The 13,468-nt window shown below is 64.6% G+C and carries 13 protein-coding genes; 10 read left to right on the forward strand and 3 right to left on the reverse strand.

Going from position 1 to position 13,468, the window contains the following annotated elements; all coding sequences use genetic code 11:
* Positions 1-28 precede the first annotated feature (28 nt).
* Positions 29-634: a nucleotide exchange factor GrpE gene (gene grpE, locus V1280_RS30325; RefSeq protein WP_148777229.1), complete on the forward strand. Its 606-nt coding sequence runs from the start codon at positions 29-31 to the stop codon at positions 632-634.
* Between the two features lie 66 nt (positions 635-700).
* On the opposite strand, the gene pncA is transcribed toward grpE, so the two are convergent.
* Complete coding sequence (gene pncA / locus V1280_RS30330; RefSeq protein ID WP_148777228.1) at positions 701-1,423, reverse strand: bifunctional nicotinamidase/pyrazinamidase; 723 nt, start codon at positions 1,421-1,423, stop codon at positions 701-703.
* Positions 1,424-1,732: 309 nt separating this feature from the next.
* Positions 1,733-2,671, reverse strand: coding sequence for a hypothetical protein (locus tag V1280_RS30335; RefSeq protein WP_334532952.1), 939 nt, complete (start codon positions 2,669-2,671; stop codon positions 1,733-1,735).
* A gap of 397 nt (positions 2,672-3,068) precedes the next feature.
* On the opposite strand from V1280_RS30335, the gene dnaK reads away from it, so the two are divergent.
* The 9 genes from dnaK (at position 3,069) to V1280_RS30380 (ending at position 12,489) form a co-directional block, all read left to right on the forward strand.
* Positions 3,069-4,970: a molecular chaperone DnaK gene (gene dnaK / locus V1280_RS30340; RefSeq protein WP_334532955.1), complete on the forward strand. Its 1,902-nt coding sequence runs from the start codon at positions 3,069-3,071 to the stop codon at positions 4,968-4,970.
* 274 nt (positions 4,971-5,244) lie between these two features.
* A complete protein-coding gene (dnaJ, locus tag V1280_RS30345) occupies positions 5,245-6,378 on the forward strand; it encodes a molecular chaperone DnaJ (RefSeq protein ID WP_148777224.1) in 1,134 nt (377 codons plus the stop codon).
* A gap of 92 nt (positions 6,379-6,470) precedes the next feature.
* Positions 6,471-7,070 carry a class I SAM-dependent methyltransferase gene (locus V1280_RS30350; RefSeq protein ID WP_148777223.1) on the forward strand — a complete coding sequence of 200 codons (600 nt, stop codon included), beginning with the start codon at positions 6,471-6,473 and terminating at the stop codon, positions 7,068-7,070.
* A 57-nt stretch (positions 7,071-7,127) separates the two neighbouring features.
* Positions 7,128-7,706, forward strand: coding sequence for an NADPH-dependent FMN reductase (locus V1280_RS30355; protein WP_334532961.1), 579 nt, complete (start codon positions 7,128-7,130; stop codon positions 7,704-7,706).
* A 6-nt stretch (positions 7,707-7,712) separates the two neighbouring features.
* Positions 7,713-8,423 (forward strand): orotidine-5'-phosphate decarboxylase, encoded by a 711-nt coding sequence (gene pyrF, locus V1280_RS30360; RefSeq protein ID WP_334532964.1) that lies wholly within the window; start codon positions 7,713-7,715, stop codon positions 8,421-8,423.
* 22 nt (positions 8,424-8,445) lie between these two features.
* The gene (locus tag V1280_RS30365; RefSeq protein WP_334532967.1) at positions 8,446-8,757 is read left to right on the forward strand and encodes a DUF1330 domain-containing protein; all 312 of its coding nucleotides are present in this window, start codon (positions 8,446-8,448) and stop codon (positions 8,755-8,757) included.
* Between the two features lie 266 nt (positions 8,758-9,023).
* Positions 9,024-9,839 (forward strand): 4-hydroxy-tetrahydrodipicolinate reductase, encoded by an 816-nt coding sequence (gene dapB / locus V1280_RS30370; RefSeq protein WP_334532970.1) that lies wholly within the window; start codon positions 9,024-9,026, stop codon positions 9,837-9,839.
* 25 nt (positions 9,840-9,864) lie between these two features.
* On the forward strand, positions 9,865-10,488 hold the full coding sequence (locus V1280_RS30375) for a 2,3-bisphosphoglycerate-dependent phosphoglycerate mutase (RefSeq protein WP_334532973.1): 624 nt from the start codon (positions 9,865-9,867) through the stop codon (positions 10,486-10,488).
* 45 nt (positions 10,489-10,533) lie between these two features.
* Complete coding sequence (locus V1280_RS30380; protein WP_334532976.1) at positions 10,534-12,489, forward strand: CocE/NonD family hydrolase; 1,956 nt, start codon at positions 10,534-10,536, stop codon at positions 12,487-12,489.
* A gap of 49 nt (positions 12,490-12,538) precedes the next feature.
* Here V1280_RS30380 and V1280_RS30385 read toward each other — a convergent pair whose 3' ends face one another.
* Positions 12,539-13,432: a bifunctional helix-turn-helix domain-containing protein/methylated-DNA--[protein]-cysteine S-methyltransferase gene (locus tag V1280_RS30385; protein ID WP_334532979.1), complete on the reverse strand. Its 894-nt coding sequence runs from the start codon at positions 13,430-13,432 to the stop codon at positions 12,539-12,541.
* Positions 13,433-13,468: the final 36 nt, after the last annotated feature.

A 13,468-nucleotide genomic window follows, 5' to 3' on the forward strand; every position in this document is an offset into this window, starting at 1 on the left:
CCGTAAGACCAGTTCGAAAAGAGAGCCGATGACCGATCGAGACCGGCAACCCGAAGACACGACTGCCGCGACCGGCGAGCCGGTGGTGTCAAAGCCCTACATCATGCCCGACGATCCCGAGCCGGGTTCGGTGGAATTGCTGCAGAAGGAAGTCGCCGAGGCGCGCGACCGCATGCTGCGGACGCTGGCCGAGATGGAAAATCTGCGCAAGCGCACCGCCAAGGAGGTCGCCGACGCCAAGCTCTACGGCGTGACCGGCTTTGCCCGCGACGTGCTCGACATCGCCGACAATCTCCAGCGTGCGCTCGATGCCATTCCGGCCGAGACCCGCGCTGCGGCCGATCCCGGCATGACCGCTTTGATCGAGGGCGTCGAGCTCACCGAGCGCTCGCTGCTCAACGCGCTGGAAAAGCACGGCGTGAAGAAGTTCGACCCGCAGGGCCAGAAGTTCGATCCGAACTTCCAGCAGGCGATGTATGAGGTGCCGGACGCGTCGGTGCCCGCAGGCACCGTCGTGCAGGTCATGCAGGCCGGCTACACCATCGGCGACCGCGTGCTGCGCCCGGCGCTGGTCGGCGTCGCCAAGGGTGGCGCGAAGCCCGCTCCGGCCGCGAACAGCAACGAAGCGAACTGAGCGATCCTCAGGCCCGAGGAGCGCGCTCGCGCGCGTCTCCTCGCCTTGAGGGTCTGGCAGCGCGCCTTACGCGCTGACCGCGATATCCGCAGACTGAATCCGCTTCACGCCGGCCTTGGCCATGTCAGCCCAGGCCTTCGCCAGCGAGCCCTGATTGTCGATGCCGCGGCAGGCGTCTTCCACGACATAGACCTCAAAGCCCGCCTTGCGCGCATCGAGCGCGGTCCAGGCGACGCAGAAATCCGTTGCGAGTCCCGCAACGAAGACGCGCTTGATCTTGCGGCCCTTCAGATAACCGGCAAGTCCGGTCGAGGTCTTGCCGTCGGCTTCGAGGAACGCCGAATAGCTGTCGACGTCCTTGTGAAAGCCCTTGCGGATGATGAGCTCGGCCTGCGGGATCGAAAGATCCTTCGACAGCGAGGCGCCGTCGGTGCCCTGCACGCAATGGTCGGGCCACAGCACCTGCTTGCCATAGGGAAGGTCGATGGTCTCGAACGGCTTCTTGCCGGAATGCACCGATGCGAACGAGACGTGGCCGGGCGTGTGCCAGTCCTGCGTCATCACCACGTTCGAGAACGCTTTCGCCATCTTGTTGATCACGGGCACGACCTGCTCGCCTTCCTTCACCGCGAGGCTGCCGCCCGGCAGGAAGCAGTTTTGCACGTCGATCACGAGCAGCGCGGAGGTATCGTCCGGCTTGATCGTGGCTGCTGCGAAAAGTGCGGTGGGAGCAAGGCTCGCGAGCGCCGTGGTCCCCAGCGCCGCCAAGATTTGTCGTCGATCCAGCATCGTCCGCCTCCCCTCAAAGGTTGATCCAATGGAGGGAAGCCTAATTCCGTTCGTGTACGAACAAAAGCCCGAAAATGCAGCCGGCGCTGGGGAGCGGTTGAGCTTGCAATGCCTCCGTCGTCCCGGACAAGCGCAGCGAAGCGGAGCGCAGATCCGGGACCCATACCCCCAAGGGAGAAGTTTGACGAAAACTAGGAGTGGGTACTTCGACCTTCCACGATCGCGAGATCACGCGGTATGGGTCCCGGCCCCCCGTGCGCAATTGCGCACTAGGCCGGGACGACACCGAGTGTGTTGGATCGCCTTCGCCTAACCCTTGGGCTGGATGCCGTCGCGCACGGCGCGGAAGCGGGTGAAGGCATCCGGCCACTGATCGCGCGGAGCGCTGGCGATGATGCGCAGCGAGGTGCCGCCGCCGAAGCGGATCCACTGCACCACGGTTACCGGCGTCTTGTCCTTGCCGCTGACGCCGTCGATCCGGGTCTCAAAGCCCGGCTGGCCGTTGATGCGGATCGGCTCGGACATGGTGACGCGGGACTCGCGCACGCCGGGGATCTGGAGCGCGGCCTCCTGGGCGAAGCGGGCGCGGTCGTCGGCCTGCTGCGGGGTCGAGCCGATCAGGCCGAGGATCATGAACGGCTTCGATTCATAGCCCGAGCTCTCGTTGCCGTCGGCCAGGATGAGGCTCGAGCCCGGCACCAGCGTGCGGATGTCCTTGAAGCCGGCGAGATCGGTGATCTTGAACGGCATCAGCCCGAGCTGCTCGTCGGCCGACACCTCCTTGCGGGTGGTGGCGGTCGCAAACATCTGCCGCACCGCCTCGTCGGTGTAGATCTTCGACGCGTTCTCGGGGACCTGCACCGCGACATAGCCGGAGAAGCCGGCGCCCGGCACGATCATCGAATAGCGCTTCACCGGGGTCGTGCCGGCCTTGCCGCTCTCGGTGGTGAAATAGGCAAGGCCCGCTGGCGTCTCGATCTTGTCCGGCTTGACGCCGTTGTTGCCGGCCGGATTGGCGTTGAAGGCGCCCACGACCTCGCCATAGGCCGCCGGCGGCAGCTCGGTGATCAGCACCTTGACGCTGCCGTCCTCGCTCTCGAAGCCCGGAAAGGTTTTTGCCGTGCTCAGCCCGACCAGCGGCACCATGCCGAGGCGCAAGCCGGGCGGGTAGACGGCATCGGCAGCGAGCGCCGGAAATGCCGTGGCAACGAGGAGGGCGAGCGCGGCGAGGGGGCGGGTCAGCTTCATGGGCACTCTGATTGGTTCACATTGAGGCCGTTCGATGGTCGGCGATTGGGCCGCTTTGTCGCGCGAAGCAGCCCCATGACGAGGCTGTCCGGCAGGTCGGCCTTTTAGCGGGTTTAGCGGGCCGGCAACAGGGCCGGGCCGATCACGGCGGCGGGGCTGGCAGATCGCCGAACCTGTTAATATTTCCTCACCCGCAAGGGCGGTGATGCCCGGATATGATCTTCCAAAACCCAATGTTTTCACGGCCGAAACTTGCGTTCGGTCCTTGCGGGCCCCTCCCCCCCTCCTATATGAGCGTCAACCATCGCAATATCGCGAATGTTTGATCTTAGGGGGTTTCGGTTCGGGTGCCTTCTGGGCCCAGCCAACCTGCCGCAAAAACAAGGATATCAGGACCATGGGAAAGGTCATTGGGATCGACCTCGGCACCACGAATTCGTGCGTCGCCGTAATGGATGGCAAGAACGCCAAAGTTATCGAGAATTCCGAGGGCATGCGCACGACGCCTTCGATCGTCGCCGTCACGGACGACGGTGAGCGCCTCGTCGGCCAGCCTGCCAAGCGCCAGGCCGTGACCAATCCAGAGCGTACGTTCTTCGCAGTGAAGCGCCTCATCGGCCGCCGCTACGACGACCCGATGGTCGAGAAGGACAAGAAGCTCGTTCCGTACAAGATCGTGAAGGCTTCCAACGGCGACGCCTGGGTCGAGGCCGACGGCCAGACCTACTCGCCCTCGCAGGTCTCGGCGTTCATCTTGCAGAAGATGAAGGAGACCGCGGAAGCCCATCTCGGCCAGAAGGTCGATCAGGCGGTCATCACTGTTCCCGCCTACTTCAACGACGCCCAGCGCCAGGCCACCAAGGATGCCGGCAAGATCGCGGGCCTTGAAGTGCTGCGCATCATCAACGAGCCGACCGCGGCTGCGCTGGCCTATGGTCTGGACAAGACCAAGGCCGGCACGATCGCCGTGTACGATCTCGGCGGCGGCACGTTCGATATTTCCATTCTCGAAATCGGCGACGGCGTGTTCGAGGTGAAGTCGACCAACGGCGACACCTTCCTCGGCGGCGAAGACTTTGACATGCGCCTCGTGGGCTATCTGGCCGACGAGTTCCAGAAGGAGCAGGGCATCAACCTGCGCAACGACAAGCTCGCGTTGCAGCGCCTGAAGGAAGCCGCTGAAAAGGCCAAGATCGAGCTGTCGTCGACGACGCAGACCGAGATCAACCTGCCCTTCATCACCGCGGACCAGACCGGCCCGAAGCATCTGACGATGAAGCTCACCCGCGCCAAGTTCGAAGCGCTGGTCGACGACCTCGTCCAGAAGACCGTCGAGCCCTGCCGCAAGGCGATCAAGGATGCCGGCCTCACTGCCGGTGAGATCGGTGAAGTCGTTCTGGTCGGCGGCATGTCGCGCATGCCGAAGGTCCAGGAAGTCGTGAAGCAGCTGTTCGGCAAGGAGCCGCACAAGGGCGTCAACCCGGACGAGGTCGTGGCGATCGGTGCCGCGATCCAGGCCGGCGTGCTCCAGGGCGACGTCAAGGACGTGCTGCTGCTCGACGTGACCCCGCTGTCGCTGGGCATCGAGACGCTGGGCGGCGTGTTCACCCGCATCATCGACCGCAACACCACGATCCCGACCAAGAAGAGCCAGGTGTTCTCGACCGCCGAGGACAACCAGAACGCGGTCACCATCCGCGTCTTCCAGGGCGAGCGTGAAATGGCGGCCGACAACAAGATGCTCGGCCAGTTCGACCTGATGGGTATTCCGCCGGCTCCGCGCGGCATGCCGCAGATCGAGGTGACCTTCGACATCGACGCCAACGGTATCGTCAACGTCTCGGCCAAGGACAAGGCGACTGCGAAGGAACAGCAGATCCGCATTCAGGCCTCCGGCGGCCTGTCGGAAGCCGACATCGACAAGATGGTCAAGGATGCCGAGGCCAATGCCGCGGCCGACAAGCAGCGCCGCGAAGCGGTCGACGCCAAGAACCACGCCGACGCGCTGGTGCACTCCACCGAGAAGGCACTGGCCGAGCACGGCTCGAAGGTCGGCGAGACCGAGCGCCGCGCCATCGAGGATGCCGTCAGCGACCTCAAGGAAGCGCTGAAGGGCGACGATGCCGAGGCGATCAAGACCAAGACCAACACGCTGGCCCAGGCTTCGATGAAGCTCGGTGAGGCCATGTACACGCAGCAGGCCGAGGCCGACGCCAAGAGGGATGCGGCCAAGGACGACGTCGTCGACGCGGAATTCACCGAGGTCGACGACGACAAGAACAACAAGAAGTCTGCATAAGCCCCGAGAGGGTATGATGCGGACGGCTTGGACCCCACACGCTGCACTGGCCTCCCCTCTCAAGGGGGAGGCCGTCGTGTCGGGCTCGACGGGCCAGGACTCCTTTGAGCAAGACTCTTTTGAAGTCGGTCCCGTTACGATCGATCAATTCCCAGCCGCTATGCTCAACGTTGCCATGCAGCCCTCTGCCACTGGGCGGAAGGCTGCCTATATCGTTGCGTGGCGACGTCGTTTCGCTCCGACTTGAATCGCGATTGGATAGACCGAGTTGAACATGTCCACGTCCGCCAAGCGCTGCTACTACGAAACCCTCGAAGTCGAACGCTCTGCCGACGATTCCGTCCTGAAATCGTCCTTCCGCAAGCTTGCGATGAAGTTCCATCCCGACCGCAATCCGGGTGATGACACCAGCGAGATCAAGTTCAAGGAAATCAACGAGGCCTATGAGGTCCTGAAGGACAAGGACAAGCGCGCGGCCTATGACCGCTTCGGTCATGCCGCCTTCGAGCAGGGCGGTCCTGGCGGCGGCGCCGGCTTCGGCGCGGGCTTCGCCTCCTCCTTCTCCGACATTTTCGAAGACCTGTTCGGCATGGCCGGACAGCGTGGCCGCGGCGGCCGCGAGCGTGGCGCCGATCTGCGCTACAACATGGAAATCACGCTCGAGGAAGCCTTTGGCGGCAAGACCGCGCAGATCGAGATCCCGGTCTCGGTGACCTGCGAGGCCTGCTCGGGCATCGGCGCCAAGGCCGGCACCAAGCCCAAGACCTGCTCGACCTGCGGCGGCGCCGGCCGCGTGCGGCAGTCGCAGGGCTTCTTCACCCTCGAGCGCACCTGCCACGGCTGCCAGGGCCGCGGCCAGATGATCGAGGACGCCTGCCCGTCCTGCGCGGGCCAGGGCCGCGTCACCCGCGAGCGCTCGCTGTCGGTCAACATCCCCCAGGGCGTCGAGGACGGCACCCGGATCAGGCTCGCCGGCGAAGGCGAGGCCGGCGTCCGCGGCGGCCCGCCCGGCGACCTCTACATCTTCCTGTCGCTGGCCCAGCACCAGTTCTTCCAGCGCGATGGCGCCGATCTGCATTGTCGCGTGCCGATCTCGATGGTGACCGCCGCGCTCGGCGGCGAATTCGAGGTGCCGACCATCGACAAGAACAAGGCCAAGGTGAAAGTGCCGGCCGGAACCCAGTCCGCCCGCCGTTTCCGCATTGCATCAAAGGGCATGCCGGTGCTGCGCTCGCGCCAGATGGGCGACATGTACGTCCAGGTCGTGGTCGAGACCCCGCAGAACCTCACCAAGAAGCAGCAGGAATTGCTGGCCGAGTTCGAAAAGCTTTCCTCCGGCAACACCCAGCCGGAATCCGAGGGCTTCTTCACCAAGGTCAAGGATTTCTTCGGTAATCGGGCGAATTGAGCCGTCTTGACCGTACCGCCTTCGGCCTATACCTGTTTGTGACCATTTTCTGACAGCCGCGGTCACGCGGTCTCGTCCCGTCCGGTCCAGACATGCCATTGCCGTCGTCCGCGCGTGCGTTGAAGAAGCCCCGTCTTGATGACGAGGTGCGCTTTCTAAGATCGTGGATCGAAAAGCCCCTCCACATGGGCGCGGTGATGCCGTCGGGCAAGCTGCTGGCCCGGACCATGGCTCACTACGTCGACATCAATTCGGACGCTCCGGTGGTCGAGCTCGGACCCGGTACCGGCGCCATCACCTCGGCGCTGGTCGAACGCGGCGTCGATCAGAAACGCCTCGTCCTCGTCGAATACAATCCCGGCTTCTGCGCGCTTTTGCGCGACCGCTATCCGCAGGCCAAGGTGGTGCAGGGCGATGCGTATCGCCTGCGCGACACGCTCTGGAACGTGCTGAGCGCGCCGGCTAGCGCGGTGGTCTCCGGCCTGCCTCTGGTCACAAAACCGATGCTGACGCGGCTGCGGCTCATTCGCGACGCCTTCACGGCGCTCGCGCCCGGCGCGCCCTTCGTCCAATTCACCTATGCGGTGGTGCCGCCGATCCCGAAATCGCTGCCCGGCGTGTCCACAGAGGCCTCGGAACGGATCTGGATGAACCTTCCGCCGGCCCGCGTCTGGGTGTATCGCAGGGACTAATTCCGCCGGCTTCCTCTCATGCGCGGCGGGCTCGTTTCGCCGAACGTATTGGATTGGATGTCAGCCCCGAAAATCCTGGTCATTCCCGGCTCGCTGCGCACCGGCTCGCACAACGCGAAGCTGGCGGCGGTCGCTGCCTATGAATTCGCCCAGGCCGGCGTTGATGTCACCCGCATCTCGCTCGCCGATTTTCCGCTGCCGATCTACGATGGCGATCTCCAGGCCAAATCCGGCGTGCCCAAGCACGCGATCAATCTCAAGCGCATGATCGGCGCGCATCATGGCGTGCTGATCGTCTCGCCCGAATACAATGCCTCAGTGCCGCCGCTGCTGAAGAACGCGATCGACTGGGTCAGCCGCGTGCAGGATCCGCACGAGGCGCGCGGCGACGTCTTCCGCAACCGCGCCTTCGCGCTTGCCGGTGCCTCGCAGAGCCGGCTCGGTGCCGCTCGCGCGCTGCAGGCGCTGCGGCTGATCCTGACCTCCTGCCACGCCAATGTGATCGCCAGCCAGTTCACGCTCGCCTTTGCCGACCAGGCCTATGACGATATGGACAGGCTCAAGATCCAGGCCGATAGCGATGGCCTCAAAGAGATGGTGCGGCAGTTGATCGACATTTCCCAACGCATGATGTGAGGTGACATGACGCCAGCCGAAATCGCCCCGAAAGACCGCCTGATCGTAGGCCTCGATCTGCCAAACCTGGACGCAGCGGAAGCGATGGTCGATCGGCTTGGCGACAGCGTCACGTTCTACAAGATCGGCTACCGGCTGGCCTATGCCGGCGGGTTGCCGCTGGTCGGCAAGCTCGCAGACAAAGGCAAGAAGGTCTTTCTAGATCTGAAACTGCACGACATCGGCAACACCGTGATGCAGGGTGTTCAGAGTATCACCAAGCTCGGCGCTACCTTTCTGACCGTGCATGCCTATCCGCAGACCATGAAGGCGGCGGTCGAAGGTTGCGCAGGCTCCGGCCTGAAAATTCTCGCCGTCACGGTGCTGACCTCCTACAACGACGACGATCTGCATGCAGCCGGTTATCGGCTCCATGTTTCCGAACTGGTCGAAGCGCGTGCGGCGCAGGCGCAGGCGCTTGGCGTCGCCGGCATCGTCTGCGCGCCGGAAGAAGTCGGCAATCTGCGCAAGATCGTGGGGCACCAGACGAGCCTTGTGACTCCAGGCATTCGGCCAGCCGGATCGGCCGTTGGCGATCAGAAACGCATCATGACTCCTGGGCGCGCAATCGCCGCGGGTGCCGACTACCTCGTCGTCGCGCGACCTGTGCTGGAAGCCGCCGACCCCAAGGCGACCGCAGAGGCCATCCACGCCGAGATCGCGCAAGCGCTCGGCTAACGAGCAACCAAGGAGAAGAACAATGGCAAAAGGCTACTGGATCGGACGCGTCGATGTGAGCAATGACGAGGGCTACAAGCCCTACGCCGTCGCCAACGGTCCGATCTTCAAGAAATGGGGCGCCCGCTTCGCCGTCCGCGCCGGCAAGTTCACCACCGTCGAAGGCGCCAGCCGCACCCGCAACGTCGTGATCGAATTCCCGGACTATGAGACCGCGATCGCCTGCTACAACTCGCCGGAATACCAGGCCAACATCAAGGTGCGCCAGCCGCACTCGATCGCCGACCTCATCATCATCGAGGGCTACGACGGCCCGCAGCCGTCGGACGGTTGAGGCGCGTTCTCTCGCTTACCCTCCCCTGGAGGGGGAGGGTCGGCACGCGATCGAGCGAAGCGAGATAGCGTGACGGGGTGGGGTGATCTCTCCACTCGGGCACCGTTGGTGGCGGAAACACCGTCACCCCACCCCGCTCGCGCTGCGCGCGATCGACCCTCCCCCTCCAGGCCCCTCCAGGGGAGGGTGGCAGCGCGCGCCTCCTGATCCCCCTCGGTTGCCGGAACTGCATCCCGCCGCTACAACGGCGCTGAGAGGATCACACCATGTCAGACATGCGCTTGATTGTTGCTGGAGCCGGCGGCCGGATGGGCCGCGCCCTGACGCGGGCGATTGCCGACAGCAAAGGCGCGGTGCTGGCTGGCGCCCTGGAGGCGCCGGGCTCCGAGCTGCTCGGCAAGGATGCCGGCGTGCTCGCAGGCCTGCCGGCCAATGGCATCGAGGTGTCCGCGGACCTCTGGGCGATGTCGAAAGAGGCCGACGGCATTTTGGATTTCACGGTGCCGGCCGCGACCATCGCCAATGTCGCGATCGCGGCCGAGCGCGGCATCGTGCACGTCGTCGGCACCACTGGCCTGTCGGCCTCCGATAACGCCGTGATCAAGAGCGTCACCAATCGCGCCATCGTCGTGCAGTCGGGCAATATGAGCCTGGGCGTCAATCTGCTCGCCGCGGTGGTCAAGCGCGTCGCCAAGGCGCTCGACGAGAATTTTGACATCGAGATCGTCGAAGCCCATCACCGCATGAAGATCGATGCGCCGTCCGGCACCGCGCTGATGCTGGGCCAGGCTGCGGCGGCCGGCCGCGGCATCTCGCTTGAAGACAATGCGGAACGCGGCCGCGACGGCATCACCGGCGCGCGCAAGCCGGGCGCGATCGGTTTTGCCTCGTTGCGTGGCGGCACCGTCGCCGGCGAGCATAGCGTGACCTTCCTCGGCCCGTTCGAACGCCTCACGCTGTCGCATCTCGCCGAGGACCGCATGCTGTTCGCGCACGGCGCGCTGAAGGCGGCGCTGTGGGCGCATGGCAAGAAGCCGGGACACTACTCCATGGCCGACGTGCTCGGCCTCGCTGACATCTGAACGAAACAAGCAACGGAAATAGTCAATGAGCGAACGTCTTCTCGTGCTGGTGCGGCACGGCCAAAGCGAATGGAATCTGAAGAACCTGTTCACCGGCTGGAAGGATCCTGACCTCACCGAGCTCGGCGTGAAGGAAGCCAGCGAGGCCGGCCGCAAGTTGAAGGCACAAGGCCTCGTGTTCGACGTCGCCTACACCTCGGTGCTGACGCGCGCGCAGCACACGCTCGATCTCATCCTCGGCGAGCTCGACCAGAAGGGCCTGCCGACCTCGAAGGACCTCGCGCTGAACGAGCGCGACTATGGTGATCTCTCCGGCCTCAACAAGGACGATGCGCGCAAGAAGTGGGGCGAGGACCAGGTGCTGATCTGGCGCCGCTCCTACGACGTGCCGCCGCCCGGTGGCGAGAGCCTGAAGGACACGCTCGCGCGGGCGCTGCCGTACTACGTTCAGGAGATTCTGCCCAGCGTGCTCAATGGCAAACGCACGCTCGTTGCCGCCCACGGCAACTCGCTGCGCGCGCTGATCATGGTGCTGGAAAAGCTCTCGCCCGAAGGCATCTTGAAGCGCGAGCTCGCCACCGGCGTGCCGATCATCTACCGCCTCAATGCGGATTCGACGGTGGCGTCGAAGCTGGATCTGGCGTCGTAGTCGTTCGGGAGCTGGTGCGGAGCGGCGCAGAAAGGGCGGGCTTCCATGGACGGTTCGGCACGGAGTGGAATCTCCCGACGTGAAGCCGCCAAGCTCGGCATTGGCCTTGGTTTGATGTCGGTCGCCGGTGCCGGAAAGGCGGCCCAGTCCTACGAGGTGATTCTCGAAGCCAAAATCATGGTGCCGATGCGCGATGGCATCAGGCTTGCCACCGATGTCTACCGCCCCGCGCTGAACGGGAAGGCGCTGCCCGGCCCGTTTCCGGTCATTCTCGAGCGGACCCCCTACGGCCGCAATATCGTCAGTCGATCCGAATTATCCGTCGCGGAGCCGAAGCCGAAGTCGCGTGCCGAGGTCGCGGCGTTCTTTGCAAGGACCGGCTATGTCGTGATCTATCAGGACTGCCGTGGGCGCTATGATTCCGAAGGCGAGTTCGTCAAATATTTGAGCGATGGAAACGATGGCTACGATTGCTGCAAATGGATCGTGGCTCAGCAATGGTGCAACGGCAAGATTGGCACCATGGGGTTATCCTACGCGGCTCATACCCAGGGCGCGCTCGGCTGCACCAACCCGCCGGGCATTGCCGCTATGTTTCTCGACTGCGGCGGCTTCTCCAATTCCTACCAGGGCGGGATTCGCCAGGGCGGAGCCTTCGAGCTGAAGCAGGTGACTTGGGGCTTCAACAACGGAATCGTCAGCCCGGCGGTTCAGAACGATCCGGTCCGGCTCGCCGAAATGAAAGCGATCGACCTGAAGGCCTGGTTCGCACGCATGCCCTGGAAGCGCGGCCATTCTCCGCTGACGCCCGCTCCCGAATACGAAAACTACGTCTACGATCAGTGGGAACACGGCAATTTCGACGATTACTGGAAACAGATCGGCATTCACGCGGCGGGCTATTACGACCAGTTCAGCGACGCGCCGATGGTGCACATGTCGGCCTGGTTCGATCCCTATCCGCGCACGGCGACCGAAAATTACATGGGTCTCAAGGCCCGCAAGAAGGGCCCGGTCAGGTTGATCCTTGGTCCCTGGACACACGGCGACCGCTCGCTGACCTATGCAGGCGACGTCGATTTCGGGCCCGCCGCCACGCTCGACCGCAATCTGGCGCAGGACTATCTCAGCCTGAGATTGCGCTGGTTCGACGCCTGGCTGAAAGGCGAGCCCAACGGTGTGGCCGAAGAGCCGGCGGTGCGGGTTTTCGTGATGGGAGGCGGCTCCGGCCGCCGCAACGCTGCAGGCCGGCTCGACCACGGCGGGCACTGGCGCGCCGAAAAGGACTGGCCCATCCCGGATGCGCGCAATACGCCCTACCATCTGCATGAGAATGGCCGGCTGGCGCAGGAGCCGCCTGCGGCCGCAGCCGAGCCGCTGACCTTCGATTTCGATCCGGCGCATCCGGTGCCCACGATCGGTGGCACGGTGACTTCAGGCGCTCCCGTGATGGCTGGCGGGGCGTTCGACCAGACCGAGGGGCCGCGCTTCTTCGGCTCGCGCGAGCCCTATCTTCCGCTTGCCGCACGCCCCGACGTGCTGGTCTTCGAGACGCCGGTGCTCGATCGAGACATCGAAATCACCGGGTCGATCGTGGCTCATCTCTGGGTTTCGTCCGACCAGCCCGATACCGACATCACCATCAAGCTGATCGACGTCTATCCGTCGTCTGACGATTATCCGCAGGGCTTCGCCATGAACCTGACCGACGGCATCCTGCGGCTGCGCTATCGCAATTCCTGGGAGAAGCCCGAGCTGCTTCCCCCGGGCGAACCCGTTGCAGTGACAGTCGAGGCTTTCCCCACGGCCAATCTCTTCAAGCGCGGGCACCGCATCCGGCTCGATGTCTCGTCGAGCAACTTTCCTCACTTCGACGTCAACCCGAACACCGGCGCACCCGAGGGCAAGGGCCTCTCGCGCCGGGTGGCGCGCAACAGCATCTATCTGGACCGCGATCGCCCATCGCACGTGGTCTTGCCGGTCATCCCCGAGCGATCGTGATCCGCCGGCGGTCGACGCCGCAAGCGGGAGGCATCGACGTGCGCGGCGGTTACTGCGCGACTTGCCCGGCCTCCCAGCCCAGCATCGCCTGCTTGCGGGTGATGCCCCAGTGATAGCCGGTGAGCGTGCCGCTCTTGCCGAGCGCGCGGTGGCAAGGCACGACGAAGGAGACCGGATTCCTGCCGATCGCCGCGCCGACGGCGCGCGAGGCCTTCGGATTGTCAATGTTGCAGGCGATGTCGGAATAGGACACCGCGCGCCCCATCGGGATCTTCAACAGCGTCTCCCACACCCGCACCTCGAAATCGGTGCCGATCATCACCACGCGCAGCGGCTGATCCGGCCGCCACAGTTTTGTATCGAAGATGCGCTGGGCGAGCGGCGCGGTGCCTTCATGATCCTCGATGTAAGTTGCGTTCCGCCAGCGCCGCGTCATGTCGGCAAGCGCTGCCTTCTCTTCACCGGGATCGGCGAAGGCAAGTCCCGATAGACCGCGATCGGTCGCGATCACGATCGCCGTGCCGAATGGCGAGGGGTGGAAGCCGTAGCGCAAGGTCAGGCCCGCGCCGCCGTTCTTCCATTCGCCGGGCGACATCGCTTCATGGGTGACGAAGAGATCGTGCAGCCGGCCCGGCCCCGAGAGACCTGAATCGAGCGCCGCGTCGAGGATGCTCGCGGAGTCCCGCAGCAACCCCTTGGCGTGATCGAGGGTGAGCGCCTGCATGAAAGCCTTCGGCGTGATCGAGGCCCAGCGGCGGAACAGATGGTGCAGCTCATCCGGCGTGACGCCGGCCGCATCGGCCATCGCCTCGATGGTCGGCTGCGCGCGCCAGTTCTCCGAGATGAAGGCGATCGCCCGGCGCACGGAATCATAGTCGCGCAACGCGGCGTTCTGGGGGCCCGGCTTGGTCAGGCGCTGGTCGTGTATGGCAAGTGTCATCATGACCGGAAATGTAGGCGCGGCAGGGGTGGGAAACCA

This window comes from Bradyrhizobium sp. AZCC 2230 (assembly GCF_036924495.1).
Lineage (GTDB): Bacteria > Pseudomonadota > Alphaproteobacteria > Rhizobiales > Xanthobacteraceae > Bradyrhizobium > Bradyrhizobium rifense.

What these genes read in the sequence shown, in the direction of transcription:
- pncA (WP_148777228.1), bottom strand. Translation starts at nt 1,423, where the DNA reads ATGCTGGATCGACGACAAATCTTGGCGGCGCTGGGGACCACGGCGCTC.
- V1280_RS30375 (WP_334532973.1), top strand. Translation starts at nt 9,865, where the DNA reads ATGAGCGAACGTCTTCTCGTGCTGGTGCGGCACGGCCAAAGCGAATGG.
- V1280_RS30380 (WP_334532976.1), top strand. Translation starts at nt 10,534, where the DNA reads ATGGACGGTTCGGCACGGAGTGGAATCTCCCGACGTGAAGCCGCCAAG.
- V1280_RS30385 (WP_334532979.1), bottom strand. Translation starts at nt 13,432, where the DNA reads ATGATGACACTTGCCATACACGACCAGCGCCTGACCAAGCCGGGCCCC.
- pyrF (WP_334532964.1), top strand. Translation starts at nt 7,713, where the DNA reads ATGACGCCAGCCGAAATCGCCCCGAAAGACCGCCTGATCGTAGGCCTC.
- V1280_RS30365 (WP_334532967.1), top strand. Translation starts at nt 8,446, where the DNA reads ATGGCAAAAGGCTACTGGATCGGACGCGTCGATGTGAGCAATGACGAG.
- V1280_RS30335 (WP_334532952.1), bottom strand. Translation starts at nt 2,671, where the DNA reads ATGAAGCTGACCCGCCCCCTCGCCGCGCTCGCCCTCCTCGTTGCCACG.
- V1280_RS30350 (WP_148777223.1), top strand. Translation starts at nt 6,471, where the DNA reads ATGCCATTGCCGTCGTCCGCGCGTGCGTTGAAGAAGCCCCGTCTTGAT.
- V1280_RS30355 (WP_334532961.1), top strand. Translation starts at nt 7,128, where the DNA reads ATGTCAGCCCCGAAAATCCTGGTCATTCCCGGCTCGCTGCGCACCGGC.
- dnaJ (WP_148777224.1), top strand. Translation starts at nt 5,245, where the DNA reads ATGTCCACGTCCGCCAAGCGCTGCTACTACGAAACCCTCGAAGTCGAA.
- grpE (WP_148777229.1), top strand. Translation starts at nt 29, where the DNA reads ATGACCGATCGAGACCGGCAACCCGAAGACACGACTGCCGCGACCGGC.
- dapB (WP_334532970.1), top strand. Translation starts at nt 9,024, where the DNA reads ATGTCAGACATGCGCTTGATTGTTGCTGGAGCCGGCGGCCGGATGGGC.
- dnaK (WP_334532955.1), top strand. Translation starts at nt 3,069, where the DNA reads ATGGGAAAGGTCATTGGGATCGACCTCGGCACCACGAATTCGTGCGTC.